This is a genomic window from Streptomyces tropicalis, assembly GCF_029269835.1.
GTDB classification, from domain to species: Bacteria; Actinomycetota; Actinomycetes; order Streptomycetales; family Streptomycetaceae; genus Streptomyces; species Streptomyces tropicalis.
This window is the reverse complement of the sequence record NZ_JARJBB010000038.1, coordinates 1-23,533: the sequence shown is the minus strand read 5'-3', so window position 1 is coordinate 23,533 and position 23,533 is coordinate 1. Positions and strand designations below refer to the sequence as shown.

Genomic DNA, 23,533 nt, shown 5'->3' with positions numbered 1-23,533 from the left:
CGGCCAGCGCGGCCCATGCCGTGGATCCGAGTGTCCAGGCGGGAGTGGGCGCGGCGGAGGAGGTGGGCGGCGTCGATGTGGGCGTTCAGGTCGGGGAAGCGGACGACGAAGAGCCCTGCGACCCGGAGATCGGTGCCTGCCCGGGCCCTGTGGACCCGCCGGTCGATCCGCCCGTGGACCCGCCCGTCGATCCGCCCGTCGATCCGCCCGTCGATCCGCCCGTCGATCCGCCCGTGGACCCGCCGGTGGACCCGCCGGTGGACCCGCCGGTGGACCCGCCGGTCGATCCGCCGGTCGATCCGCCCGTGGAGCCGCCGGTGGAGCCTGGTGGCGGCCAGGGCGAGGAGGCCGGCGCGATCGGCGACGGCACGGGCGGTCCGTCGGGGAAGGACGGGACCGATACGTACAGCGTCGGCAGCTGGCCCATCGAGCAGACCAGGGCGACGGAGGAGCTCGCGGCCACGGGTTCCGGGGACACCGGTCTCGTGTTGGTAGGCGCGGCTGTGATGGTCGCGGGCGGGGTCGGGTTCCGACTCCTGCCTCGGCTGGTCTCCGGTCGAGGATCGGGGGCTTAGGGCCGGGAAACGCAGAAGGGGCCTCGGAGGCGGTGACGCCTCCGAGGCCCCTTCTTCTTGCGGGTGGTCGGTGCCCGACCGTTCGGTGTACCACGAGCCGCAGGAGCAGGGCCGCGGTCGGCACAGTGGTGGGATGAGAGCGGCCCGCATGCGGGCACAGTGGATCAGGGCCCGGGCAGTGGTTCGCCGCTCCCTGGCGACGCGCAGGCCGGGGGCGGGACTACTCGGTGGTCATGGTGAGAGCCATGCCCTCGTCGTCGTGGGCGATGTGGAGCAGGAAGCGGGTGGCGTGGGCGGGGGCGTTGCGCAGCAGTTCGATCAGCGCGGGGCCGTCGTCGACGGGGTGGGTCAGGTCGAGGGTTTCGTGGAGGTCGTCGCCGCCGAGGATGGTCGACGGGTCGGTGCCCGGCCCCCAGTTGTCGGCGAAGGCGATGTGTCGCCAGTGGCCCTTGTCGTCACGGGCGTTGGGGCTGTTGTCGATGCCGTTGCTCATGAGGAAGGTGCCGTCGCCCTTGATCCACCACAGGCGGGGGCGGGCGTCGGGGTCTCCGGGGCCGAGGGCGTGCTTGGTGGCGGTGACGGCGTGCTCGGCTGCGGAGCGGACTTGGTCGAGGGGGAAGGTGAGGATGCAGTCCTGCTGGGCGGGGGGCTGGTAGTTCTCGCCGAGTACCTCGCGCAGCAGGGCGTCGAAGTACTCGGGGGCGGGCGCAGCGGTGGTGTTGTTCTCGGTCATGTCGGTCCCTGGCATCTACAGCATGGATGGGGTGCGCGGGGCCGCCTGCGGCGTGGTGCCGGGGCAGGCGCAGCAGGGGTGACGGTGGGATGCCGGGGGGTTAGCCGGGCAAGGAGCGCGGCCGGGTACGCGGACGGCCCCGTGCCGGGACGGGTGTCCGGGCACGGGGCCGAGGGGGGGCGGTCAGTTGTCGTTCTCGGCGTAGAACATGCAGTCGGTCGGAACGCCGGTCAGGAGCTGCTGGGTGACGTCGGGGGCGGGGACCTTGACCTTGCGGGTGTTGTGGACCCGGTGGTCGCGGCGCAGGAATTCGGTGGAGCTCTCGTCGAGGAGGACGTCCAGGCGGGTGGTGGCGCGGCTGGCGGGGTTGGCCTGGGTGATGCCGGTGAGTCCGTTCAGGCAGGCGGGCGAGATGCCGACCAGCCGGACTCGGCGGCCGGGCGTGATGACCTCCGGCGCGGGGGCGGGGGTGAAGGGGATCTCTTCGACGGTCACGGTCGCGTCGGTCGCGTTGGTCATGGGTGGTTCGCCTTCCGGTTGAGGTACCGCAGGCCCCGGGGGGCGCGGTGGGTGGCGTGACTGTGCGGGGGCGAGGGGTAAGCCGGGCAAGTCGGGGCCGGAGGGTGCGAACGCGGCCGGCCCCGTGCTCCGGGACGCGAGGTCCAGGGGCGCGGGGCCGGGGGTGGTGGGGCTCAGTGAGCGGTGAGCGGGGTGAAGGTGCGCGGGTACGAGGCCGCGCCGGACGGTCAGTCGTCCTGGGGCTCGGGGGGTTCGGCGCGGGCGGTGCGGTCGGCGCAGTTGCCGCACTGGCCGTCGTAGCCTTCGCCGTCGGCGGTGGACTCGCCGCAGTCTTCGTTGCGGCACAGGTCGTCGAGGATCGCGGTGGCGACGGCTTCGGCGAGGGTGGGCAGGTCGTCGCCGTCGAACTCGGCGCACGGGTCGTTCCACCTCTCGTGCTGGAGCTGGAGGGTTCCCTCGACGACGGAGAGCGTGTAGATGCCGGTGTCGCGGGTCTTGTTCTCCAGGTAGCCGGTAACCGCGCGCGTTCCGGCGGACGCGGTCCAGTTGTCCCCGAGGGCGCGGGCGGCCGCGCGGGCGATGTCGGAGATGTGGAAATCGGCGTCGGGGAGCGAGTCGTCGACGAGGGTGCCGTCGACCTGGTCGAGCTTCGCGGCGGCCGGGACAAGGTCGAGACCGGTGACGGTCAGGCGGCCGACCCCCAGGTGCGGGTCGTGGAGCTCGATGGTGTCTGCGCCCTCCAGCGCCAGTTCTTCCCGGGCCGCGGCCTCGTTGGGGGCGGTGATGTGAACGGTGATGAGGCCGGGGACGAGGAGCACGTACTCCGTGTCGGGAGCGGGGTCGGCCGGGGTCGTGGCGTGCTCGGTGACGATCTCCAGTACGGCGACGCCGTGCCGCAGAGCGCTGTCCAGGGTCTGGATGATCGGCGCGAGCTGGGTTTCCGCGTCCCCGGCGAGGAGCAGGCCGTCCCCGGCGTAGAGGACCTCGGTTCGGCGGACGGTCGTGGTGCCGTTCCAGAAGTGCGCGGCGCGGATGAACTTGGGGCCGGGGGCGTCGTGGGTGATGGCCGTGTGGAGATGGGTGCGTCCGGCGGTGGCGGTGGGCGTGATGGCCATGGCTGTTCCTCGGGTGGTGGGTGGCCTGCGCACGAGCGGGGCTCGTTGCCCGGCGGTGGCGGGCCCGTCCCGGGCCGGGACGGGCGTCCGGGCACGGGGCGGGGGGGCTGGTGAGGGAGGGCGTGCGGGGTTACAGGACGTCGATGTTGTAGAGGTCGGCGGCCTCGCCGGGGGTGAGTACCTGGCCGTCGGGCATGCGGACGATGTTGCGGCCCTCGGCGGGGTCGTAGACGAACTCGCCGGGGCATCCGGCGTCCTTGAGGCGCTCGGACAGGGGCTTGCGGTGGAAGGCGAGGCGCACGGCCGGTTCTCCTTGGGCGTCGGAGCGGGTCACAGGGCTTTGGACTTCGGCTTGCAGGGGTGGCCGTGGGCGACGCGGAGGAGCGCGGCCACGCGGTCACGGTCGGGATGGTTGGTGATCTTGATGTAGAGGCCGCACCGGCCGCAGGAGTACGTCGCGTTCCACAGCGGGGGGAACAGCCGGGCGCGGGCGGCACGGAGCAGGGTGGAGAGCATCGCGATCGGGGTCCTTGCCTGGAGGTGTGGATGGTCGGCGGCCCCAGGGGGCGGGTGGGTGGTCACCGCTCCCCCGGGGCCGGTGCGCCGACCATGGCCCGGTGTCCTGCAAGGGCGGCAACCCGGACAGGCGTGGGCCGGCGGGGCCCGGGCCCCGCGAAGGGCGGGGCGCCGGGCCCGGACGTCCCGGACAGGCGCAGGGGGGTGCTGCCGGACCGAGGTCAGTCGGGAGTGGGGGTGTAGGTGTGCGGGGCCAGGAGGGCGAGGGCGTCCGCGATGGGCTCGATGAGGTCCGAGGGCAGGAACGCCTTCTTCAGGGCGGCGAGGGCGTCGTGCGGGGCCATGTCCTGGACCTGGAGCATGAGGTCGCTGTCGTCGGGGTCGTCCGAGGCCACTTCCCGGGCCTCGCTCAGGACGGCGTGGAACAGGGTATGTGCCGCCTCGGTGGCAGGCGGGGTGTTGGCGGTGAGGGCGGCCAAGTGCGGGGTGACGCGGGCGGCGGCCCGGTCTGCGGCGGCGTGGAGTTCTGCGTCGGACAGGCGCCGCACCAGGAGGTGTGTGTGGTGGTCGGTGACCTCGTAGCGTGCGTGGTCGTGGCGCAGCACGGTGTGCATCAGGTGGTGGTCCCGGTCGCGCTGGTAGGCGTCGGGGCCGAGCGCGGTGAGCTCGACGACCGGGCCGAGCTCGGGGTGGTCGAGCTCGCGGGCGGTGAATCCCTGGCGGGTGGTGTCGCGGCGGGTGCCGTAGCGCAGGCGGGTGAGCCGGTGCGGCTTGAGGTAGGCGGCGATGGTGTTCGCGCGGGCGGGGCGCGCGGTCGTGGAGTGGGTGATCGGCTTGCGGCGTCCGGCGTTGCCCTCGGCGTTGGTGTAGGGCGCGGCGAGGGGGGCGACGGCCCAGGCGCTGTAGGAGGCGATGTGCGCGGCGGCCCAGACGTGGGCGTCGGCGGCGGTGGCGAACGGCCCGTACGTGTGGAGGGCGACCATGCCTCCGGTGCCGTCGGGATCGGTGGCGACGACCATGAAGGTGTTGCCGAATGCGCCGCCGACGAACTGGGCGTCGACGGTGGCTATCGGGTCCTGGTCGAGGTTGAAGAGGGTCGTCAGGTGCAGGAACATGCTGGTCTGCCTCTCGGGCTCGCGGGAAAAAAGGGGAGGGGGTGCCGGGGCCGCACCAGATCGGCCTGGGGGCGGGGGTGCGGCGGCCGGTGGCGGCACCGTGCGGGCGCGGCCGGCTAGAACCGCAACCCGGGAGCGGCGCAGCAGAGTTGAGCGCGCGCTGTGGGGGCGGAAAGCACGGACGGCCCCGTGTTCCGGAATGGAGGTCCGGGACGCGGGGCCGGGCGCAGGGGCGGAGCTGGGCCTGGGGTCAGGCGGCGACGGCGGTGGGCGGGAGCACGACGTGGCCCGCGGGGTGGCGGTAGGGGGCGCGGTAGACGAGTCGGCCGATGTCCCTGCGGGTCAGGCCCTGGACGGTGATCTCACGGGCGCAGGTGGCGCCGCCCTGGGGGTAGAGCCGCAGGACGGTGGTGCGGGTGAGGGCGTCGTGGGTGATGTCGACCTCGACGCGGCGGCCGTTGAGGAGGCGGGAGTAGGTCCAGAGGGTGACGCCCAAGGACCCGCCGTAGTGCCGCTCGGGCCGGACACTGCGCAGATGCGGGACGGCCATGTGGAACCTCCGAAATGGGGGGCGGGGTGCGGCGGACACGGGGAGTCGGCCGGGTGGCGCCGACCGTGTACCGGGAGCGGGTTAGGCCCGCAGCAGCACGAACGACACCCCCGCCCCCTGGGCCGGGCCGCAGCGGCGGAGCCGGGCGGGGCGGGGAACGCGGAAGGCCCATCCCGCGTACGGGATGGGCCTTCGACGGCGGCGGGTGACCGGAGGGGTGTCAGCGTCCGGCGATGATCTTCTGGACGGCCTTGACGGCGTCGGCGGTGTCCTGGGCGAGGTCGGTGTTGGCGGACTGGTAGAACTCGGTGAAGTTGCCGTCGTTGTTCTTGGTGTCGGGGTAGTAGACGGCTCCCCATCCCTGGTGCTCGCTCGGGCGGTAGTGGATCTCGTTCTCCTTGGCCCGGCCGACGACGCCGCCGATCATGATGACGCCGTGGGCGCCGACGCGGATGGCGATGTAGTCGCTGCCGCTGTCGCCGTCCGGGCGGGCGGTGATACCCGCGCGGTGGAAGGCGTTCTGCAGGAACTGTCCGGCTGAGGGGGTGGGCATGGTCGTGGGTCCTTCCGTCGTGTGGAGGGGGCGGCGCGACCATGCGCAGGAGCGGGGGTTAGACCGGCAAGCCTGACGGCGCCGGGGCAGGGATGGCGAGCACGGGGTGCAGGGCCGTGAGGGCCACCGGTCAGCTGTCGTTGTCGGCGGGGGCCATGCCGTCGCTCGCGATGCCGAGTTCCAGGGCCGAGTCCATCAGGTTGAGGACAGCGGACCACACGGCCGCCGGGGTGGCTTCGCGCAGGGTGCGCTTGCGAAGGATGGGCACGCTGAGGCTGATGCCCGCCGGGACATCGGGTGTGTCCGGGTCCGGTACGAGCTGGTAGTGGCGGGTGTCGATCATCCATGCCTCGTATCGGTCGGCGGGGCGGCCGTTGCGGGCGGCGTGGCCGTTGTCGGGCGTGCGGGAGGGGCATGGGCAGGATGGATCGGTGCAGGGCCGTCCGGCCGGGTGGCTGGCCAGGACGGAATGCTGCCGGTGGTGCGTGGCGTGGCCGTTGAGCATGGGACAGATCGCGGCGGTGTAGGGCAAGCACTCGGGGTGCAGTGCCGGTTCTGGCGACTGGCCCCGGGCGATGTCGGCGGGGCGGACGATGAGGAAGCATCGTTCGTCGAGCGGGTGGCCGCAGATCTGGCAGAGGTGGTCGAGGAAGGCGGTGCGGGCCCGGTCTGCGTCGAGGGTGCCGAATGCCGCGTGGCCGCCGTGGATGAGGGATACGTATGGGACGACCAGTCCGCCCGCGAGAGGTCGGTGCGCGCAGCGTTGAGGGATCGGGTGCATGGCTGCTTCTTCCGGGTCACGGGGGTTAGACGAGCAACCGGAAGGGCCGGACGGGGCGTGGCCCGGCGGGCAGGACGGAGCGCGCGGACGGCCCCGCCTGCGGGGGCGCAGGACGGGGCCGGAAGCCGGGGTGGGGTGGGGGAGGTCAGTGGGCGGGCCGGCCGGGGTTGTTGCCGTGGCGGTCGCCGGGGAAGATGTCGCCCTCGATGTAGGTGATCATCGATCCGTCGGGGGCGCGCATCGTGTAGTAGACCGAGGACTCCGCCCAGACCAGTTCCCAGCCCGCGGTGCGCAGGGCGTCGCTGACGGTCTCGTCTCCGCCGGATCCTGCGAAGAAGGCGGGAGCGTCTCCGTCGGAAGGCAGAATGCGCAGGACGTCATCAGCGGTCTTCGCGGTGCGCAGCTCCTGGAGCTGCGTGGCGATCACTGCCCAGAAGGTGTCGAGCATGTGGTGCGTCTCCCTTGTTCACGTGGTGGTCGCGGCGATCCGGCCCGGGGCCGGAGGCGTGCCGGTGCGGCAGACGGAGGTTCTCGAGCGGGCGGCCAAGGCCCGCAACCCCGCCGGCCGCAGAAGACGGGGTCACACGGATGTGGGCGGCTGGGTGAGGCGGCGGACGGTTTCGATGCTGGTGGCCGTGGTCGTGCTGGCGGTCTCGTCGCCGTCGATGAGGTAGTGGTCGGTGGCGTCCTGGACGGAGGAGGCGGTCAGGGTGAAGGAGATGCGTTCTGTGCGGAGCACGATCACTTCGTAGGTGTCCGCTGTGTCGGGCTGGTCGCCGCGGCTGAGGGTGGGGGCCCTGCGTAGCCCCATGGACGCCTCGATCATGGCTGCCTCTTCGTCCTCGTCCTGGGCACATGCCTCGCACGGGTCGATCTCGGTGCACTCCGGTGGCCGGTTGCTGTTCGGGCACATCAGACCGTCGTCCTCATCGGCGTCCTGGCCGTCCTCGTGGGGCCGATCCTGGGAGGCGAGCTCGGCGGTCGTCTCGATGTCGATCTCGCCCGTGCCGTGGTAGACGATCGTGGCGCCGTCGGCGTCGGTCTCGGTGTAGGACGGCAGGGTCTCGTCGTCGTCCGGGTCGCCGGTGCCGTAGGTGCGCCGATTGCAGTCCGCGGCGGTGCAGCGCCAGACCCTCTCGTCCTCGACGTCGACCGGCTCCGTGGCGGTCGAGCAGTCCGGGCAGGTCGGCGGGGACCACTCCTCCCAGGGCCACAGGCCGCCGATGCGGTACCGGCCGTCGGCGTCGGGGCGAATAAGGCGGCCCGGACGGCCCGGCTCGGTGCGCAGGCGCGGGTCGGAGGAGATGAGCAGCGCGTCGTGCAGCCACTGGCAGGTGAGATGGCGGCCGGTGTGGCTGGTGGCCACGTCGGCGGCGATCTGCTCGGCCGTGGCGCGGGTGACGCTGATGGTGTCCCACGGGCCGAAGGCGCGGGGAACGGGCAGGGCCTCGTAGGGGCCCGACTCGCCGTCGTCGAGGGTGAACAGGTCGGGGAGCAGCGGGGCGGAGCCCAGCGGCGGCAGGGACGCGGCGGTGGCGGCGGGGATGATCGCGACGGGGGTGTTGCGGTAGACGATGACGCAGTCCTCGCGGTCGTCGGCGTCGTCCAGGCACAGGTAGCGGTCCGCGTCGGCGCCGTGGGTGTGGATGTCCTCGCACTCCTCGCACTGGGCCGGACAGGAGCCGAAGGGGCGGGGATGCGCGGTGAACGCCTGAGGGACGTGCTCGGCGTGGCGGGTGCCGGGGCCGTCGGTGAAGAACGCGACGACGACGTCGTCGGGGCGGACCTGGTGGGCGCGGACCACGGTGGCGTGGCCCAGGGTCATGCCGTCGGGCAGCGGCCGGTAGCGGTCGGTGAGGGTGATGGCGGGGCGGTCGGCGAGCACGAACTGGTCGGTGCTGCCGGGCAGGGACAGGGCGAGCTCGGGCACGGTGGGCCTCTTCGGGGAGTCGCGGGCGGGGGCGGCGCGCAGGCCAGGGGGCCGGGGCGGGCCGCGGGGAAGGGGTGCCGGGCCGCCCCAGGGGGTGGGGGCGGCCCGGCACGGCCGGGGCTCGACCGCACGGGGAGGGGGGCGGTGTGCGGGAGCGCCTTCCGGCATCACCGACACTGCCCCGGGCAGGACCAAGCCGCGCAAGCGATGCGCCGCCGGGCGCTGCCGGGCCGAGAGCGTTACAGGACGGCGCGGGTGCGGGCGACTGCCTCGGCGAACAGACGGGAGGAGGGGTTGGTGGGCCACAGAGCGATATCGAAGTCGTGCTCCAGCCACCAGTCGGTGGCCGTCTGGAGTGCCTGCTGCGTCTGTGCTGCCATCTGCGGGGTCAACGGCGTATACCGGCCGTTGCTGTCCTCCGGGCCGGTGATGAGAGCCGGGCCGTGCAGTGTGTAGGGCAACATGCGGTCGCGCCAGGCGCTGGCCAGAGTCCACAGAACGGGATTGGGCTGCAGGCCGATCGCGATGCCGTTGCCGTGCACGTGAATGACCGCTTGCAGGTGATAGGTGGCCGCATCGGCCCAGCCGCCAACCTGCTCGGTGATCCAGGCGTGTTGCTCGGAGCGGGGCAGGTCCAGCGGTGAACTGCCGGAGGTGGAAGTCGACTTGGTCGGCATGAACGGCAGCGGGGTCACCAGCAGTGCGGAAGGGGAGGTGGTCATCGTCGGCGCTCCGGAGAGTCACGGGCCCACTGGGTTGGGCCGGGCGAGGCTGACGGTGCGAGCCGGCCATGTAAGCCGGGCAACCTCTCTGCACGGCAAGGCGGGTGGCGCCCCACCGGGTGGCGGGCACGACGCAGCCCCCGCATCCCCGGCCGCCGGGGCAGGGCACGGGGGGGCGGGGGCGCGTACGCTGCCGGGCGGGCTAGCGCGGGAGTCGGGCCCGCACGGCGTCAGGACCGCGGGTGAAGCCGAGCGTGGCGGCGTTGAGGATGGCGAAGACGATGTCAGGGTCCTCGATCCACTCCTGTTGGGTCCACACCGCCAGTTCCTCGGTTCCGTCGAAAAGGGTGACGCTGTCGTATCCGTGTGCGTCGCCGTCGAAGCCGATGCGGAAGCCGCTCGGGCGGCTGTGCTGGTCTTCGTCGGCGGGGGCCAGGACTACGTGGCGGCCGTCGGTGTAGGTGATGTCGTAGCGGCCGGAGTCGCGGGAGATGGTGCGGACATGAGCCCGGTCGGTTACCCGGTCCGTCATCGCCGCGCGGCCCTCGGCCAGGGCCTCCTGAGCCGTCACACGGGTGGTGATGCCGTCCTCGGTGCGTTCGTAGGTCTTGGTCTCGTCAGGCATGGGTGGGTGTCTCCCGTTCGGCTTCGGTGAGCGGGGCGTGCGCGCCGCTGCCTTGAAGCTGACTGACGGGTCGGCAAGGACGGCAAGGCGCTGACCGGGCGGGAACCGGCCCCGGCCCCGAACCCCGGGGCGGGGCCGGGGCCGGTATGTGGGCGCGGCGGTCAGTGGGCCGGGATGGTCAGCAGGTGGCGCAGCCGGTCCAGGCCGGTGGCGTTGCGGCCGCGGCGCTCGTGCTCGGCACGGCGGGCCTGGGCGCGGCGGTGGGTGGTGTAGGGGAGCTGGAAGTCGCGGGCCAGGGTGCTGTTGCGGCTCTGGACGCGGGTGGCCTGCTCGGTGGTGATGTACGCCTCGGCGACTTCCTCGAAGATCAGCCGGGCGGCGGCCTGCGGGCAGCCGTTCAGCAAGGGGCGGGCGTCGGGGCCTTCCTCCTCGAACGCGGTGATCGCGGCGGTCACGAAGGCGAGGTGCGCCGGGTTCCTGCACTGGCCTGCGGTCTCCCGCAGCCCGTCCAGGACGTGCTCGAACTCCAGGACGTAGCCGCTGCGTGTCACCTTCATGAAGTCCTCCAAGGGAGCGTGTCTACCGTGCCGGGCGCTGCCGGAGCTGGGGCGGCCCGAAAGGGGCGGGTGGGGTGGTCACCGCACTCTGCGGGCCGCTGGAGCGAACATGGCCCGGAGCGGGGCAAGGGGTGCAACCGCGCGAGGACGGGCGGTGATGGCCCTCAGCGCCGGGGGCGTCGGGCTGTCGGCCAGGGGGCGGGGCGGTTCCCCGCTCCCCCGGCCCGGTATCGGCAGCGCCTGGGCGAGCCCGGGCGGGTCAGGGAGTTGGACGTCTGCGCGTGGACTTGGCCCTGCGCAGGGTCCAGACCGCGTCGTCGGTGTCGCCCCGGTCCACGAGACTGGTCAGCGAGTCGCGGTAGGCGATGAGGCGGGTCAGCTTCCCGTTGGCCAGGCGCAGCCCGTCCTCGGTGATCTCGACGTGCCAGCCTTCGCTCTCCAGCCGTCTGATCGATTCGGACACCAGCAGGCACACGCCGTCCATGCTCACGGCATCCCGTTGCTGCTGTCGCTCACTTCCTCGGCGTGGACCTGCAGCGCGCCCCCGAGGAGGCGCAGCAGGTCGTCCGTGTGCCACAGGGCGAGGTGCAGCAGGGCGGTCGCGGCGTCACGGGCCTGGAGCTGGAGCGTGTCGGGGGCGGGGTGGGGGGTGAAGGCGTCGCGTTCGGCGAGCAGGAGCAGCAGCAGCTGCCCAGCACCGTGTCCCGGGGCGCCCTCGTCCAGGAGGTGGGCCAGGCAGGTGAGGCCGTCGCGGGTGGCGGCGGCGACGGCCGGAGAGTTGCCCAGGTCGCTGCGGTCGAGCAGTCCGCTGGCCAGCAGGGCGGCCTGCACGGCGTCGGCGCGGCGTGCGTCGTCGCGTGGCAGGGGGCGGGGCAGGGCCTCGATCAGGCGGTGGGCGTCCGCGCGGGAATCGGCCGGAGAGGTCGGCATCGTGGTGGCGTCCTTCGGTCAGGAGGTGGGAGCGGTGATTGCGCTCCCCCCGCCCGTTGGGGGCGGGGTCCGTACCGTTTCGCGGCGGCCGGCAAGACGGGCAAGACGGTGGGCGGTCGGGGTCTGTACCGGTACGCCGGACAGCCCGCCTCCGGGTGCGGGGGCGGGCTGTCCGGGGGGGGGTCAGGCGCAGAGGGCCGGGGCGGCCGGGGTGGCGGCTGCGGCGGGGTGGAAGAAGACGTCACCGACCAGGCGCGAGTGGAGGGTGACGATGCCGGTGGGCAGTTCCAGGTGGACGCTCACGGTGCGGGTGCGGGTGCGGGTGATGTGCGAGGTCAGCTGGCGCAGCCACGGGCCGGATACCGTCTCGGTGTACGTGAACGCGCCGTCGAGCAGGCTCAGAAGGCGGCTGCGGCTGGTGTAGCGGTCGCCGGTGATCAGGTTCGTCTCGGTAGGGGTGAGCCGGTGGACCAGGGCGAACCGGCTGCCCGGCCGGTGCCGGGTGTGCCACCAGCCGGTGACCGTCTGGTCGTCCAGGGTCAGGCTGCCCGGCCGGCCGGGGACGATCCACCGGCCGTCGTGGCGCAGCCACTCGTTGCCCAGCGGGCAGCTGAGGCTGTCGCCGTCGCGGAAGGGCGGCGGTGTGGTCTGCGCCCGGCCGGTGCGGGCGAGGGTGAAGAAGTCGGCGGCCGCGATGCGGGGGCCGTCGTAGGGGGCCGGGTAGGCGGGCGCCGCCGGGGCGGTGTGCGGGGCGGCGGCCGTCGAGTGGGCGGGCGCGGGCATGGCAACTCCTGTGCAGGGGTGGCGGGGAGAGTGCGAGAGCGCGTCCGGCCGGGTTGTCACCGGTCGGTGGGCTCGACCGCCCCGGGCCGGGGGTGGGAGCCGCGTTCTCGATGCCCGCACACTGGCCTGGGGGCAACCAAGCCGGGCAACCTCCGGCGTCGGGAGCAGCGATGCCGCAGAGGTGACGAGGGCAGCCCGCCCCCGGGTGTGCCGGAGGGCGGGCTGTCAGGTGGGCCGAAGCGTCGGCCAGGTTGGAGGAGGCGTGCGGGCCGGGGCCGGAGGCGGCTGGATCAGGGTCGCTCGCGCCAGTCGACTTCGACCTGGCCGTAGTAGTTGACGTGGAAGTAGTCGACCATCGCGTCCGAGCCGTCGAAGTTGTAGGCGCCGTGGATCTCCTCCAGGGCCGCCAGGATCGCGCTCAGCTCCGGGCCCGGTACCCAGCGCGGCTGGCCCCACATGTCCGTCTCCTGGACGTACCCCCACCCCTTTTTCGGGAGGTTGTAGACGTTCACGCGGATCGCGCTGCCGCCGGAGAAGTAGTCCGTGCGGACGGAGACCTTGATCTGTTTGGGCATGGTGGCGAGCGCGGTGAGCGAGTCGGTCAGGGCGACCTCGGCACCGGTCGCTGTGCCCAACTTCTCCTCGACCTTGCGTGCGAGCTTGATGTCCGCGCGAATGCGCCTGGCGATCTCCGTGGTGGACAGGCGCTTGACCTCTTCATACCGGGCGCCGTAACGGATGTCGGGGAGACGGTAGCCGTGCCAGGTGCCATCGCCGCCGTCCTGCTTCGTGGTGAGCTGGCCTTTCTCCTGGGCGGTGGCGATGGCGCGGTCCAGCATGCGCTCGGCGGCCGCGCGCTCCTCCTCGCCAGTGCGGGCGTGGAAGATCAGGTTCTCCAGCATCCAGATCTTCTTCATCGCCCGGTTGTCGGGCGCGTGCTTCTCGTTGGTGATGCGGGTCCGCGGGGGCTGGGCCGTGGCGGTGGTCATCGTTCGTCCCTCCGACGCTGCGGTCGGGGCTGATCGCCCCTTGACGAGGCGGGACGATGGCTGGACGTCGGGCTAGCGCCGCAACAGCCGGCCCGAGGGCCCGAGGGCGGGGCCGCACAGCCGCATGCGGCAGGCAGGGGGGTACATCGACGCGGTCGGCCCCGCACGCGCGGTGCGTGCGGGGCCGGGGCGGCTCGTGACTCGAGCGGGGTGGGGCGCGCCAGGGGTCAGAACGGTGGTTCGTCGCTGTAACCTCCGGCCCAGCCGGGCCCTGCCTGGTCGGAGGTCAGGGGCGGATGGTCGGCGGTGCGGCGCCGCGCGCCGAACCGGCGGTGGCGCAGTTCGTCGAGGAAGTGGAGCGGCCACAGGGGAAGGTCCTCGAACAGGATGCGGCGGGCGGGGCACGTCGGGCAGTGGACGGCCGTGTCGTCGGCGGCCCCGCTGGCGGTGGTGCGTTCGTACCAGGGGAGGTAGCCGCTGCCGTGACACAGGGGGCAGGAGTGCTTCCCGCCGCGGACCGAGTACTTGGGGCCGCGGGACAGTGACAGGGTCTTGATGCCGGGGGTGTAGAGGAGTTCGAAGTACCCGTAGCGCCAGGCCCATTGTTCGGGCTGGTCGGGGTCGTCGTAGGGGTGGGCGGGTTCAGCGAACAGCACGGGCGCCTCCTTGAGAGCGGGCCCCGGTGGCCGGGCGGGTGCCGGGCCGGGGATGAGCCGACCTTCGAGCTGCGCAGGCCAAGGAGCGCAAGGCGCACGGTGCGGGCGGCATGGCGCGGGCGGGGCCGGGACTGCGTACGGGCCGGAAACCGGAGCAGCCCCGCCCCGGCGTGCGGGGCGGGGCGTCAGGTCGGTGCGCCGGGCTGTGGGGCAGGGCGTCACTGGTTGTCCTCTTGGGGGCGGGGAGCCGCGTCGGTGCGCGGGCCGAGCCAGTACAGCAGAGAGTTTTCGCGCTCCCCGGTCTCTTCGGGGGTCAGCTCCTCGTCGTCCTCGTCGGAGTCGTGGCTGGGGTAGGGGTAGGGGCTGTTGGGGTTGTCGAGGAAGGCGAGGAAGGCCCGGGTGACGAAGCGGCGGTCGTTCCAGTGGTCGAGCTGGATGTAGGTGTTGAGGCAGTCGAAGGCGGCGTTGGCAGCCTGTTCGGCTTCGGCGCGGGTGTAGAGGGTGCTTGGTGTCGGGCCGGGTGTGATGCCGGTGGCCCGTTCGAAGTCGTTGATGACCTGGATGGCCGCGTTGGCGGCCTGGACCGGCCGGTCGGGCCGGTCGGGGGTGGCGGGCTTGAGGTGTAGTTCGGCGTCGAGGACCTTCTGCATGATCTTCTTCCACTGGTGGCGATCGTCGCCGTCGTGGGAGGCGAAGGTGGCGTAGCCCCACATGTCGTGGAGTGCGCGGTCGAGTTCGTGGGCGGCTTCGCGCCCGGGGACGGCGCGGTATGCGCCCAGAGACCTTCGGGCGCGGGTGGCGATGGCTTGGGCGGTGCGGGGGTAGGTGAGCCGGTTCATGGGGTGGTCTCCCTGTCGGGGTGGTGGGCCGGATACGCGGGCGCGGGCGGTTCGCCGACCGGCGTGGCGTCGTGCTGTTCGGCAGCGCGGCGGGCGCCACGGGTGCGGGCACGGTGGCGGGGCGAGACGCTCGGCCGTCCGCGGTGCCTTGGGCCGTATCAAGGCCAAGGGCCGACGGCGTCCGGCCTTGCGGATCTGGGTCGGGGAGCCGAACTGGTCGAGGTGGCCAAGCACGGGACTGTGCTGGTCAGAAGCGCCGCACGGCCGGTGGTGGCACCGTGCGGCCTCGGCCGGCTAGAACGGCAACCCGGGAGCGGGGCGCGGGCATGGTCCGACCCCGGCACCCCGAAGTGGGGGTGCCGGGGCTCTTCATCCGCGGCGGGCGGGTGCGTGGCGGTGAGGGTGCGGACGATCAGCAGCACGCCGCGGGGCCGCTGTGTGGGTCAGGGGCGGGCGGCGGACCGGGGCGTCTTGCTGATGCGGCGGATGGTGGTGGTGCGGGCGGGGGCGCGGGAGAGCGTGATGCGGTCGGAATACTCGTGCCCCGCCGTGTCGAAGTGGTCGGTGGGCCAGGTGTGCGCGTCCTGCTCGGCCTGGGGCAGGTCACTGAACTCCTTGTCGAGCAGGGCCCGGCCGACCGGTCCCCGCGCTCCGCAGTCGCGGCAGCGGTAGAAGCAGATCTCCGCGTACCGGTCGGGGGCGAAGCCGAAGGGGGTGAAGGGGTCGGCGAGCGCCAGGGCCTCGTCGGCGCTCATCACGCTCGCCGTCGCGGCCGCCGTCACGGTCGTCGTGGTGGTGGTGGGGGTCATGGGTTCAGCTCCTGCCCGTCGGACGGCGCCGGGCCGTCGGTGGTGTCGGTGGCCCGTACCGTGCGGCGGCGGCCGGCAAGGCGGGCAAGAGAACGCGGGCGCCGGGCGGCGGTTCCGCAGCGGGCAGCGGGCATGGGGGCGGCCCCGGCCGCCGCGAGGGCGGGCCGGGGCCGGAGGGGTGTGGCGGGTGCTCGCCCCGCTACTTCGTGGTCTTCTCGCGCTTGCGTGCCCGGACCCAGCGGACCAGGACCCGGGGTACCTGGTCCCAGGTGACCAGGAGCAGGAGGACGGCGAGGGCGGCGAACAGCGTCCCGACAACGGCGTGGCCGCTGATCAGGTGGGCGACGGCGGCGAGCAGCGTCACGGCGATGACTGCGCGAAACGTCCTCTGCCGGGTCCGCTCGTAGACACCGGGCTTGAAGACCGTGACCAGGGCCGCCACGGAGGACGCCGCCTGAAGGACGGTAATGATCATGAACAGAATGTCGATCAAGGGGAACTCCTCGCAGAGAAGGCAGGGTTCGGCCGGGCTGGCCGTACACCGGGCGGTCGCCCGGTGCTGGGCGCACCGTGGGGCGGGGCCGGGCAAGCGCCGCAACTGGCCCCGCCCCGGCCGTGATGCGGTCGGGGCGGGGCGGGCAGTGCGCGAGGTGGGTTGTCGGGGTCAGGGCGTGGCGGGAGCCGCCGGTGCGGCGTCACCGGTCGGGGCGCCGAGGACCTCGTCCTCGGGGATGCGGGTCCACTCGGCGTCGGCGAAGTCGCCCGGGGTCAGGGCGGTGGAGAACCACTCGGAGTCCGGGGCGTTGTTGCGCGCGAAGCCGAAGGCGCGCGGGCCGGCGCCGGGGCGGGGGTGCAGGGCGATGTGCTCGCACTGAAAGGTGTGCGTCTCCTCGGGGGCCTTGAAGCCGTCGCCGTCAACGTAGCGGGCGCCGGGCTCGAAGAAGTCGGCAGGCGCGGCGGGCTTGTCCTCGGTGCGGACGGTGTGCGGGCGGGGCGTGGTCACGGCCGGTCTCCTGATCTGGGTGTCGACAGGTGGGAGCCGGGCCACGCGGGAGCGGGAGGGGGTCCGCGTCCCGCGCGGCCCGGCCGAAGCCGGTCGCTCACAGCGCACGAGAGGGGGTTCGTGGCGGGCGTTCCGGCTGCGCCGACTCTGACCTGCGGACGGCTTAGCCCCACAACCCCTTCCGCGCAGGTGGTCCCGGCGGCCGGGTTGCGGGAGCGGGCGGCGGTCGACGGCCCGTGCTCGGTTGCGAGCACGGGACGGCCCCGGTACCGCGCGCGCGGTACCGGGGCCGAGGGCTGCTGGTGTGCCAGGAGCAGGGGTCAGGGCTTCTTCACGGTGGTGATGACGTGGACCTGGTCGGTGCTGCGGTCACGGCCCTTGCTGGCCGTCCGGTCCGGCCCGGGGGCGCGGTCCTGGTCCTTGGACAGGTTCTTGCCCCGGTTCCTGTTGTTGTCCTGGGTACGGGCCTTCGCCCGGGTACGGGAGCGGCGCAGCATCAGCAGCAGGACCATGCTCGTGGAGGCGTACAGAACGGTGCCCTCGGCGTCGCCGCGCCAGAATGCTGAGACCGTCAACAGGGTGAGTGCCGCGATCTGGATCGCGATGGCGCGGGTGGTGGCGAGCAGGCCGAGGAGCATGAGCAGCAGGGGCATGACCATGCCCGCGACCAGCAGGGCGTTCAGCAGATCGGCCCAGTTCATGAGGTGGACTCCTTCATCGGTGCGCCGTGTCCGGCGGGGCCGGGCCGGTGCGGCCCGGGGTTGGTGAGCGCACCGTGCGGCCGCGGCCGGCAAGCGGCGCAACCCGTGCGCCGGGCGCGGCCAGAGCCCCGGGCAGCAGGAACGACGGGGACCAGGTGGGCGGGCGCGGACATGCCGACGGCCCGCCCCAACGAGGTGGGGGCGGGCCGGGGCAGGGGGCGGGCAGTGTGCGACGGGTCAGGGGCGGCAAGCGGTCGAGGACTGCGCGGTGCAGCCCTGGCGGCAGGCCGACGGGGTCACCTCTCTGAGCAGCGCCCGCACGGCGTTGGTGCCCTTGGCGCGGCGGGGCACCTTGGCGTCGTTGCCGTGGATGATCTCGGCGCGCAGGACCTTGCCGCTGGAACGGCCGATGACGATGGAGCCGAACGCACCGTGCGGGCCGACCGCGTTGAGGATGATGCGGCGGGTGTGGCCGCGGGGCTGGCCCCAGGCGGGGCGCAGGCCCTTCGCCTGCGCGAGGCGCACGATGCCCGCCGTGTAAGAGGTGACGCCGGTGAGGTCGATCGTGGACTCGGCCGCGCCGGGGAGCGGCTCGGGGGCAGGGGCGAGGGTGGTGTTCATGGTGGTCGGCTCCGGGGGTGTGGAGGGGCGGGGCGGCGGGTGCACGGTGCCCGGGGCCGGGCAAGCACGGCAACCGGTGCGGGCCGGGGGCGCGAGGACGAGGGCGGTCTGCTCCTCGCGGCGGGGCATGAGTGAGCCCCCGGGCGCCGCCGCGCTGGTCGCGGAGCCCGGGGGCCGGGGGGTGTTCTCGGGGCGGGTTACCGGGCGTCGATGGCCGCGCGCCAACCGTTCACGACCGCGGTCTTCTGGTCGATCGCCGCGAGCACGGTGGTGATGCGCGTCTCGGCTCCGGACAGGCCGCCCGGACCGACGCCCGGAGGGACGTACGCGGGGCTCTCGTTGATGTGCAGCATGGCCACGGTGGTGTCGGCCGCGACGGGGCGGCGGGAGCCGTCGAAGAACCGGCAGGAATCGTCGGCGTCGGCGATGTGGAACGTGCCGAACTGGAAGTTGAGGAGCAGCAGGTCGGCGTGGTCGTCTCCGTAGAGGGCGCGGCGGGCCCGGTCGGGAGCGAACCCGGCCCGCAGCTGCTCGATGCCGGAGACGGCGCAGCTGGTGAACAGCTCCTCGTCGTCGAAGAGGTCGGACAGCGCGTTGCCCATGAACCCGCCGGTGAAGCGCAGGGCGCCCAGGGTGGCGCCGGTGTGCTCCCACCACAGCGGGGCGAGTTCGAGGACGTGGGTGCGCATGTCCTTCAGGTTGCACAGGTCCCCGGCCCGTCCCATGTCGTGGGTGCGCAGGTAGGTGTCCAGCTCGGTGTGGCCGTAGGTGATGTATCCCATGAAGGGCTCTCTCCGCTCGGTGACGTGGGGTGCGGCGCAGGAGCGGCCCCGGGGGGCCGGTGCGCGGTGACGGCACGGTGGCCGGGCCCGGGCCAAGCACCGCAACCGGCACGGACGGCGCGCAACCGCAGCGGAGCCGCGTGGGACGGCAGGCATGACCCAGCCCCGACCCGGGGGCGGGTCGGGGCTGCGCGGAACAGCGCCTCAGCTCAGACGCTGGTGGGCTGCGGTGCGGGGGCGTACGCGGCCGGTACGCCGACCGGTTCGGCGGGGTCCGCCTGCCAGCCGGGCATGAGCATCCGGCCGCGGGTGATCAGCTCCTGCGGGACGCGCGAGTACGGGCCGTCGTAGGACGGTTCGACCTCGGGCCTCCCGCAGCCGGCGCCGAGGCAGGCCCGGCAGTGTCCGGTGCGGACGCGGTACTTGACCCGGACGAGCCAGCCGTTGTCGTAGACGTTGACCGGGGCGTACGAGCGGTCGGGCCACAGGGTGGTCATGGTCCTGCCGCTGTGGGTGCGGACACACCATCGGGTCACGCTCATCGGCGTGGGTCTCCTGCCTCTCGGGGAGCCGGGCGGTGTGGCCCGACCTGGTGAGCGCAGGTTCAGGCCCCGGACGGCAAGCCCCGCAAGCCCCGGCAGGCCGCGGGCGGGGACGGCGACGGCCCGCCCCCGGGGATCGGGAGCGGGCCGGAGGTGCCGGGGCGCAGCGGAGCGGCGGACGGCCTCTACTTCGTGCGGGAGTCGAGGACGGTGGGGGCGTTGCGTACGGCTTGCCGGGCCATGTCCCGGACCATGTGGATGCCGAGGACGTCGGCGGCCAGGCGAGGGGTGGCGTCGTTGAACAGGGCCAGTTCCGGCCAGTCGGCCTTGGCGGCGGCGAGCTCGGCGTCGGTGAGGCGGTCGATGCTCCACGCCGCGGGGGCGGCGCTGTCGATCACGCGGCGCTTGGACATCTCGGTGTCGATCGCGGTGAAGTCCTGAACGATCTTCGCGGCGATGTCGTCGCGGTCCTCGATGAGCTGGACGTCGAAGGCGATGCCCTGGCCCTTGCGCTCCTCGGACAGGTGGCGTTCAAGGCTGGCCTGCCACGCGGTGATGTTCGTGCGCAGGTCGGCGAGCGGGGTGTCCAGGTCGGGCTTCTCGTACACGATGCGGTTCCTGTCGCTTCGGGGTCGGGCCGGTGGCCCGTGACGGATGTGCGCACGGTGAAGCGGCGGCCAGCTAGCCGTGCCAGGGCCGACCCGGGGCAAGGGGCCCGGACCGCGCGCGGGTGCTGGGGCCGGGCGGGCACGCCGACGGCCCGTCCCCCAGGGGCTGCGGGGACGGGCCGGGCGACGGTGGCCGGGGGCGGTCAGTGACCGGTCGGGGCGGTCAGGACGCGGCCGCCCCGGACGAGTTCGTGCGTGCAGGGGCCCGTGCCGGCGGGGTGGGTGAGCTGGGCGGTGCGCAGGCGGGCCAGCTCGGTCCAGAACCGGTACAGGTGCGGCTGGTCCGGGCGGGAGTACCGCGGCGGCCGGGCGACGTAGCCGGTGGGGGCGGCGGCGTCCGGGACCATCTCGGCTTCGAGCTCGACCCACACGCGCGGGTACTCAGGGTCGATGCCGAAGATCCGGTACACGGCGTAGACGCCCCAGTCGTCGGCGTGGTCGCGGCCCGCCCCGATCTGACCGGCCCCGGTGTCGTAGCGGCCGTCGGGGTCGCACGGCCAGTCGGTAAACGTGCAGTGCAGGGTGCAGGCGGGGGTGCCGGGCTGATCACTGGTGGCGGGGCGCAGGTCGATGCCCTGGCGGCCCCGGCGGCTGATCGGCGCCTTCGAGCACTTCAGGCGCTCACCGGGGCCGGTGCCGTCACGGTCGGGGAGCTGGACGCGGTAGGCGAGCACGCAGCTCCCGCAGTCCACGCCCGGAGCCTCGGCGAGGGGCTGCCCGCTGGCGGGGTGGATGCCCTGCCCGAGGAGCGCGCGGACGTTGGCGTTGCCCGCCACGGCGGGGATGTGAGGGTAGCGGGGCTCCCTGCGCGGTGCCCTGGCCTGGGTGGTCGTGGCCTCGCGGCCCGTGGTCGTGGCGGCGGAGGCGGGCGTGGATATGGACATGCGGGTTTCTCCTTCGAACGCGCGGTGTGCGCAACCGGATTGGCCGGAACGGCCGAGGTGACCGGGATGGCCGGGTGGTGGGCCGGGGCACGGGGAGCGGGTGGTGGCCACCCCGCCCCGGCGGCCGGCGGACCGCACCGTGACGGGCCGCGGGGCAAGCCCCGCAACCAGGCGGGCCTGCGGACCTGGGAAGTGGAGCGGGGAAGCGGGAGGGTGGTCACCGCTCCCCCGGCCCGGTGACCGCACCATGACCCGGCACCCGGCAAGCGGAGCAACACCACGGCGGCACACCGGAGTTGAAGGCCAGACGGCGCGCGGCACGGCACGGCGGCCACCCGCCCTGGGCGAACCGAGCGGGACGGCGAGCGCGGCGGGCGCCCGGTGGTTGCGGTGGGCGGCGGCGGAGGCCCGGGGGCCGGAAGGGGGGCGGGTCAGGCGGCCTGGGTGCCGGTGCGGGCGGCCAGCTCGGCTGCCATCGCCCGCCGGATGACGGCCTCGGCCAGCTCCGGCGGCATCGCGTTGCCGATCTGCTCGTACTGCTTGGTCCGGGTGCCCTGGAAGGGGTGGCCGGACGGGAACGTCTGGAGCGCGGCCGCGTCGGCGACGGACACCCGGATCATGTCCTTGCGGCCGCCGCGGTAGGCGGGCAGCTCATCGGCGTCCACCAGCCGGGTGTCGGCGATCCAGCGGCCCGCGTCGCGCTCCCCGTACAGGGTGGCGCGGCTGCCCGACCCGCCGACACAGGACGGGTCCGGTCCCCCGGCCGCCGTGCCGACCGCGACGGTCAGCGCGGGCCGGTGCGTCATCCCCCAGCCCAGCGCCTGCGCCATCGACACCCACGGCAGCAGATCGGGGTTGCCGCCGTCCTGGTCGGTGGTGCGGGAGTAGCGGCGGTGCGTCGCGGCGGGCAGAGCGGCCTCGCCCTCACCGTGGCGGCGGGCGACCAGCACCGCGCGGGCCCGGGTCTGCGGGACACCGTACTCCTCGGCGTGCATCCGGCCCGTGACCACCGTGTAGCCCTCGGCGCGCAGGATCTGGGCCATCGCCTCCCACACCGGCAGCACGGTCGGCACCTGCTCCAGCATCACCGTCCGGTAGGGGCGCCCGCCGTCCAGAGCCTGAAGCGTCCAGCGCAACGGCTCCAGGACCAGACCGGTCCGCTCGTCGTCCAGCGTGGCCAGACCCGCCCGGATGTCCCGGCGCGCGGCCAGCTGGTCCGCGAAATGCAGCACCGTGTCCAACGCGCGGCGCCCGGCGCCCTTCCCGCCGATCGAGTACGGCTGACACGGCGGCGAACCGATCAGATCCGTCGCGGTGGGAAAGTCGCCGGGACCGTAGGCCCGGACGTCACCCTCCACGGTGTCCAGCCCGGCAGCCCGCCGCGACGCACACGCCGCACGGTCATGCTCGATCCCGGTCACCGCCAGACCCAGCCGCTGCGCGGCCACATCCCAGCCACCCGGCCCGCCGAACAGGTCGACTATCTCCACCCGGCAGGCAGCATCCTTCTTGATCATGGGGAGTCCCCCGATTCCTGGTCACGGCGTCACCAAGAACCAGAACCGGCCCCCGTGACATGAACAGGACCAGAAACCCCCACACCCGACCAAGCCACGCAAACCCCAACACCCCACACAGACACCACCAGAGGAGGGTTGGTGGCCACCGATCCCCCGAGGCACTCGTAGGCCCAGGCCCCGGGGGCGACCGATCTACAGGCAACGGCGGGCGGCACGCCCCCAGGACGGAGGCAGGCCCTCCATAGCCCGGGAGATGTCGTCGGGGCCCCCGGTGCTGAGGTGGTTCTCGGCGCGCTCCAGGACGGTCACGGCCACCGACGCCGCGTCAGAGGGTTCAAGATGCCAGACGAGGTCTTCGTACTCGACGCGCATGGACTCGACCAGGGCAGCTCCGGCCGACGTGTCCGCGCGTAGGGCATAGACGACGGTGATGCGGAGTTCAACGCCGGTGTGATTGCTCAACTGGCCGTTGAGCAAGGCGGTGATGTTCTTGGGTGTGGCGTGATCGAGGGGGACGTACTGCCCGGTGATGCACTCTGTGCAGCCACAGCCAGGCGGGTCGACGGCAGTCAGGGTGGTCATGCTGGTTGGCACCTTTCGGGTGGGTGGCGGGGCGCCGCAGGCCGCCGCCGTTCGGGGCTGGCGTCATGTCCTGACGGTTTGGGCCGGGGCGGCCCATGCTGTGTGCACCGTGCAGCGGCGGCCGGCAAGACCCGCAAGCCGGTGTCCCGGTCTCCGGGGATGCGGTGCGTCGACGGGCCGATTCGACTCAGAACCGGTACAGGTTCGGCTGATCCGGGCGCGAGTAGCGCGGCGCCGGGCGCGGCATGTGCCGTGGCTGTGCTGTGGAGTGGGGATCTATGGGACGCGGGTCATGCGGTTGGCCGCGTCCTCGTTCGGGGCCGGGCGGAAGCCGTGCCGGGCATACCAGGCGGCCAAGGCATCGGTCGGCAAGCCACCGGTGTCCTTGGGCCACTCCTGAAGGTCCATCGTGATGGCGCAGCAGGCGAGCGCGATGTCCGTACTGGAGTTCTCGTGAATCACCGCCTTGAGCAGGCGGGAGGCCAATCCGCGGCCGCGATAGCCGGGGTTGACAGCGATGTCCGTGACCCACAGCTCGTGCCCGCAGTCGATGATGTCTACGAACGCGATCAACAGGTCTTTGTCGTGCAACAGCAGCCAGGTCTCGTTGGCCTCGTCGTCGGTCTTGCGGGTGAGGGCGTACACATCCGTGACGGCGGAGTCGGTGCTCTGGGGCATGACGTAGTTCTCCTTGATGTGATGCGGGTGGCGGGGAAGATCCGAGGCGGCCCCGGTGGGTGCTCGTCCCGGCAGGTGCGCGGACGGTGCCGAGTCGGCGGGTAAGGAGGGCAACCCGCCGGCGCATGGCGGAGGCCGCGGTGCGCCGAGGGCGGGCACAGGTCTCCCCGGCTGGCAGGCGTTGCGGTACGCGGACATGCCGACGGCCCACTCCCGAAATCGGGAGCGGGCCGGGGGCAGCAGGACGGCGGGGCG

33 protein-coding genes are annotated in these 23,533 nt (G+C 73.2%); 1 reads left to right on the top strand and 32 read right to left on the bottom strand.

The window, feature by feature from the left end; all coding sequences use genetic code 11:
- Nucleotides 1-62 precede the first annotated feature (62 nt).
- Nucleotides 63-575 carry a hypothetical protein gene (locus tag P3H78_RS31600; RefSeq protein ID WP_276112624.1) on the top strand — a complete coding sequence of 171 codons (513 nt, stop codon included), beginning with the start codon at nt 63-65 and terminating at the stop codon, nt 573-575.
- Nucleotides 576-795: 220 nt separating this feature from the next.
- Here the strand turns inward: P3H78_RS31600 and P3H78_RS31595 are convergent, their stop codons facing one another.
- The 32 genes from P3H78_RS31595 to P3H78_RS31440 all read right to left on the bottom strand — a co-directional run bounded on the left by P3H78_RS31595 (nt 796) and on the right by P3H78_RS31440 (nt 23,278).
- Complete coding sequence (locus P3H78_RS31595; protein ID WP_276112623.1) at nt 796-1,308, bottom strand: hypothetical protein; 513 nt, start codon at nt 1,306-1,308, stop codon at nt 796-798.
- A gap of 183 nt (nt 1,309-1,491) precedes the next feature.
- Nucleotides 1,492-1,827, bottom strand: coding sequence for a hypothetical protein (locus tag P3H78_RS31590; RefSeq protein WP_276112622.1), 336 nt, complete (start codon nt 1,825-1,827; stop codon nt 1,492-1,494).
- Between the two features lie 227 nt (nt 1,828-2,054).
- Nucleotides 2,055-2,942, bottom strand: a complete 888-nt coding sequence (locus P3H78_RS31585) for a hypothetical protein (protein ID WP_276112621.1) — start codon at nt 2,940-2,942, stop codon at nt 2,055-2,057.
- 130 nt (nt 2,943-3,072) lie between these two features.
- Nucleotides 3,073-3,243, bottom strand: coding sequence for a hypothetical protein (locus P3H78_RS31580; RefSeq protein ID WP_276112620.1), 171 nt, complete (start codon nt 3,241-3,243; stop codon nt 3,073-3,075).
- A 29-nt stretch (nt 3,244-3,272) separates the two neighbouring features.
- Nucleotides 3,273-3,458, bottom strand: a complete 186-nt coding sequence (locus P3H78_RS31575; RefSeq protein ID WP_276112619.1) for a hypothetical protein — start codon at nt 3,456-3,458, stop codon at nt 3,273-3,275.
- Nucleotides 3,459-3,679: 221 nt separating this feature from the next.
- Entirely contained in the window at nt 3,680-4,573 is an 894-nt protein-coding gene (locus P3H78_RS31570) for a hypothetical protein (protein WP_276112618.1), read from the bottom strand.
- A 250-nt stretch (nt 4,574-4,823) separates the two neighbouring features.
- Complete coding sequence (locus tag P3H78_RS31565; protein WP_276112617.1) at nt 4,824-5,123, bottom strand: hypothetical protein; 300 nt, start codon at nt 5,121-5,123, stop codon at nt 4,824-4,826.
- A 220-nt stretch (nt 5,124-5,343) separates the two neighbouring features.
- Complete coding sequence (locus tag P3H78_RS31560) at nt 5,344-5,676, bottom strand: hypothetical protein (protein WP_276112616.1); 333 nt, start codon at nt 5,674-5,676, stop codon at nt 5,344-5,346.
- Between the two features lie 130 nt (nt 5,677-5,806).
- Entirely contained in the window at nt 5,807-6,457 is a 651-nt protein-coding gene (locus tag P3H78_RS31555; protein ID WP_276112615.1) for a cell envelope biogenesis protein OmpA, read from the bottom strand.
- Nucleotides 6,458-6,602: 145 nt separating this feature from the next.
- On the bottom strand, nt 6,603-6,905 hold the full coding sequence (locus P3H78_RS31550; protein WP_276112614.1) for a hypothetical protein: 303 nt from the start codon (nt 6,903-6,905) through the stop codon (nt 6,603-6,605).
- A gap of 132 nt (nt 6,906-7,037) precedes the next feature.
- On the bottom strand, nt 7,038-8,387 hold the full coding sequence (locus P3H78_RS31545) for a hypothetical protein (protein WP_276112613.1): 1,350 nt from the start codon (nt 8,385-8,387) through the stop codon (nt 7,038-7,040).
- 239 nt (nt 8,388-8,626) lie between these two features.
- A complete protein-coding gene (locus P3H78_RS31540) occupies nt 8,627-9,109 on the bottom strand; it encodes a DUF3846 domain-containing protein (protein WP_276112612.1) in 483 nt (160 codons plus the stop codon).
- Nucleotides 9,110-9,311: 202 nt separating this feature from the next.
- Nucleotides 9,312-9,734: a hypothetical protein gene (locus tag P3H78_RS31535; protein WP_276112611.1), complete on the bottom strand. Its 423-nt coding sequence runs from the start codon at nt 9,732-9,734 to the stop codon at nt 9,312-9,314.
- A 161-nt stretch (nt 9,735-9,895) separates the two neighbouring features.
- Nucleotides 9,896-10,291: a hypothetical protein gene (locus P3H78_RS31530; RefSeq protein WP_276112610.1), complete on the bottom strand. Its 396-nt coding sequence runs from the start codon at nt 10,289-10,291 to the stop codon at nt 9,896-9,898.
- Between the two features lie 259 nt (nt 10,292-10,550).
- Nucleotides 10,551-10,775, bottom strand: coding sequence for a hypothetical protein (locus tag P3H78_RS31525; protein WP_019521246.1), 225 nt, complete (start codon nt 10,773-10,775; stop codon nt 10,551-10,553).
- A 2-nt stretch (nt 10,776-10,777) separates the two neighbouring features.
- Entirely contained in the window at nt 10,778-11,221 is a 444-nt protein-coding gene (locus P3H78_RS31520; RefSeq protein WP_276112609.1) for a hypothetical protein, read from the bottom strand.
- A 183-nt stretch (nt 11,222-11,404) separates the two neighbouring features.
- Nucleotides 11,405-12,004, bottom strand: coding sequence for a hypothetical protein (locus tag P3H78_RS31515; protein ID WP_276112608.1), 600 nt, complete (start codon nt 12,002-12,004; stop codon nt 11,405-11,407).
- Between the two features lie 290 nt (nt 12,005-12,294).
- Nucleotides 12,295-12,993 (bottom strand): hypothetical protein, encoded by a 699-nt coding sequence (locus P3H78_RS31510; RefSeq protein WP_276112607.1) that lies wholly within the window; start codon nt 12,991-12,993, stop codon nt 12,295-12,297.
- A 227-nt stretch (nt 12,994-13,220) separates the two neighbouring features.
- Nucleotides 13,221-13,649, bottom strand: coding sequence for a hypothetical protein (locus P3H78_RS31505; protein ID WP_276112606.1), 429 nt, complete (start codon nt 13,647-13,649; stop codon nt 13,221-13,223).
- A gap of 218 nt (nt 13,650-13,867) precedes the next feature.
- Nucleotides 13,868-14,488 (bottom strand): hypothetical protein, encoded by a 621-nt coding sequence (locus P3H78_RS31500; protein WP_276112625.1) that lies wholly within the window; start codon nt 14,486-14,488, stop codon nt 13,868-13,870.
- A 443-nt stretch (nt 14,489-14,931) separates the two neighbouring features.
- Nucleotides 14,932-15,297 (bottom strand): hypothetical protein, encoded by a 366-nt coding sequence (locus tag P3H78_RS31495; protein ID WP_276112605.1) that lies wholly within the window; start codon nt 15,295-15,297, stop codon nt 14,932-14,934.
- 199 nt (nt 15,298-15,496) lie between these two features.
- The gene (locus P3H78_RS31490) at nt 15,497-15,790 is read right to left on the bottom strand and encodes a hypothetical protein (protein ID WP_276112604.1); all 294 of its coding nucleotides are present in this window, start codon (nt 15,788-15,790) and stop codon (nt 15,497-15,499) included.
- Nucleotides 15,791-15,961: 171 nt separating this feature from the next.
- Nucleotides 15,962-16,300 carry a hypothetical protein gene (locus P3H78_RS31485; protein WP_018521491.1) on the bottom strand — a complete coding sequence of 113 codons (339 nt, stop codon included), beginning with the start codon at nt 16,298-16,300 and terminating at the stop codon, nt 15,962-15,964.
- Between the two features lie 320 nt (nt 16,301-16,620).
- On the bottom strand, nt 16,621-17,001 hold the full coding sequence (locus P3H78_RS31480) for a hypothetical protein (RefSeq protein ID WP_276112603.1): 381 nt from the start codon (nt 16,999-17,001) through the stop codon (nt 16,621-16,623).
- Between the two features lie 237 nt (nt 17,002-17,238).
- Entirely contained in the window at nt 17,239-17,622 is a 384-nt protein-coding gene (locus tag P3H78_RS31475) for a hypothetical protein (RefSeq protein ID WP_276112602.1), read from the bottom strand.
- Between the two features lie 197 nt (nt 17,623-17,819).
- Nucleotides 17,820-18,404, bottom strand: a complete 585-nt coding sequence (locus P3H78_RS31470) for a hypothetical protein (protein WP_276112601.1) — start codon at nt 18,402-18,404, stop codon at nt 17,820-17,822.
- 209 nt (nt 18,405-18,613) lie between these two features.
- Nucleotides 18,614-18,946, bottom strand: coding sequence for a hypothetical protein (locus tag P3H78_RS31465; RefSeq protein ID WP_276112600.1), 333 nt, complete (start codon nt 18,944-18,946; stop codon nt 18,614-18,616).
- Between the two features lie 185 nt (nt 18,947-19,131).
- Nucleotides 19,132-19,554 (bottom strand): hypothetical protein, encoded by a 423-nt coding sequence (locus P3H78_RS31460; protein WP_276112599.1) that lies wholly within the window; start codon nt 19,552-19,554, stop codon nt 19,132-19,134.
- Nucleotides 19,555-19,757: 203 nt separating this feature from the next.
- Nucleotides 19,758-20,498 (bottom strand): hypothetical protein, encoded by a 741-nt coding sequence (locus tag P3H78_RS31455; protein WP_276112598.1) that lies wholly within the window; start codon nt 20,496-20,498, stop codon nt 19,758-19,760.
- Between the two features lie 431 nt (nt 20,499-20,929).
- Nucleotides 20,930-22,015 carry a DNA cytosine methyltransferase gene (locus P3H78_RS31450; protein ID WP_276112597.1) on the bottom strand — a complete coding sequence of 362 codons (1,086 nt, stop codon included), beginning with the start codon at nt 22,013-22,015 and terminating at the stop codon, nt 20,930-20,932.
- 195 nt (nt 22,016-22,210) lie between these two features.
- Nucleotides 22,211-22,600: a hypothetical protein gene (locus P3H78_RS31445; RefSeq protein WP_276112596.1), complete on the bottom strand. Its 390-nt coding sequence runs from the start codon at nt 22,598-22,600 to the stop codon at nt 22,211-22,213.
- Nucleotides 22,601-22,876: 276 nt separating this feature from the next.
- The gene (locus tag P3H78_RS31440; protein ID WP_276112595.1) at nt 22,877-23,278 is read right to left on the bottom strand and encodes a GNAT family N-acetyltransferase; all 402 of its coding nucleotides are present in this window, start codon (nt 23,276-23,278) and stop codon (nt 22,877-22,879) included.
- Nucleotides 23,279-23,533 lie beyond the last annotated feature (255 nt).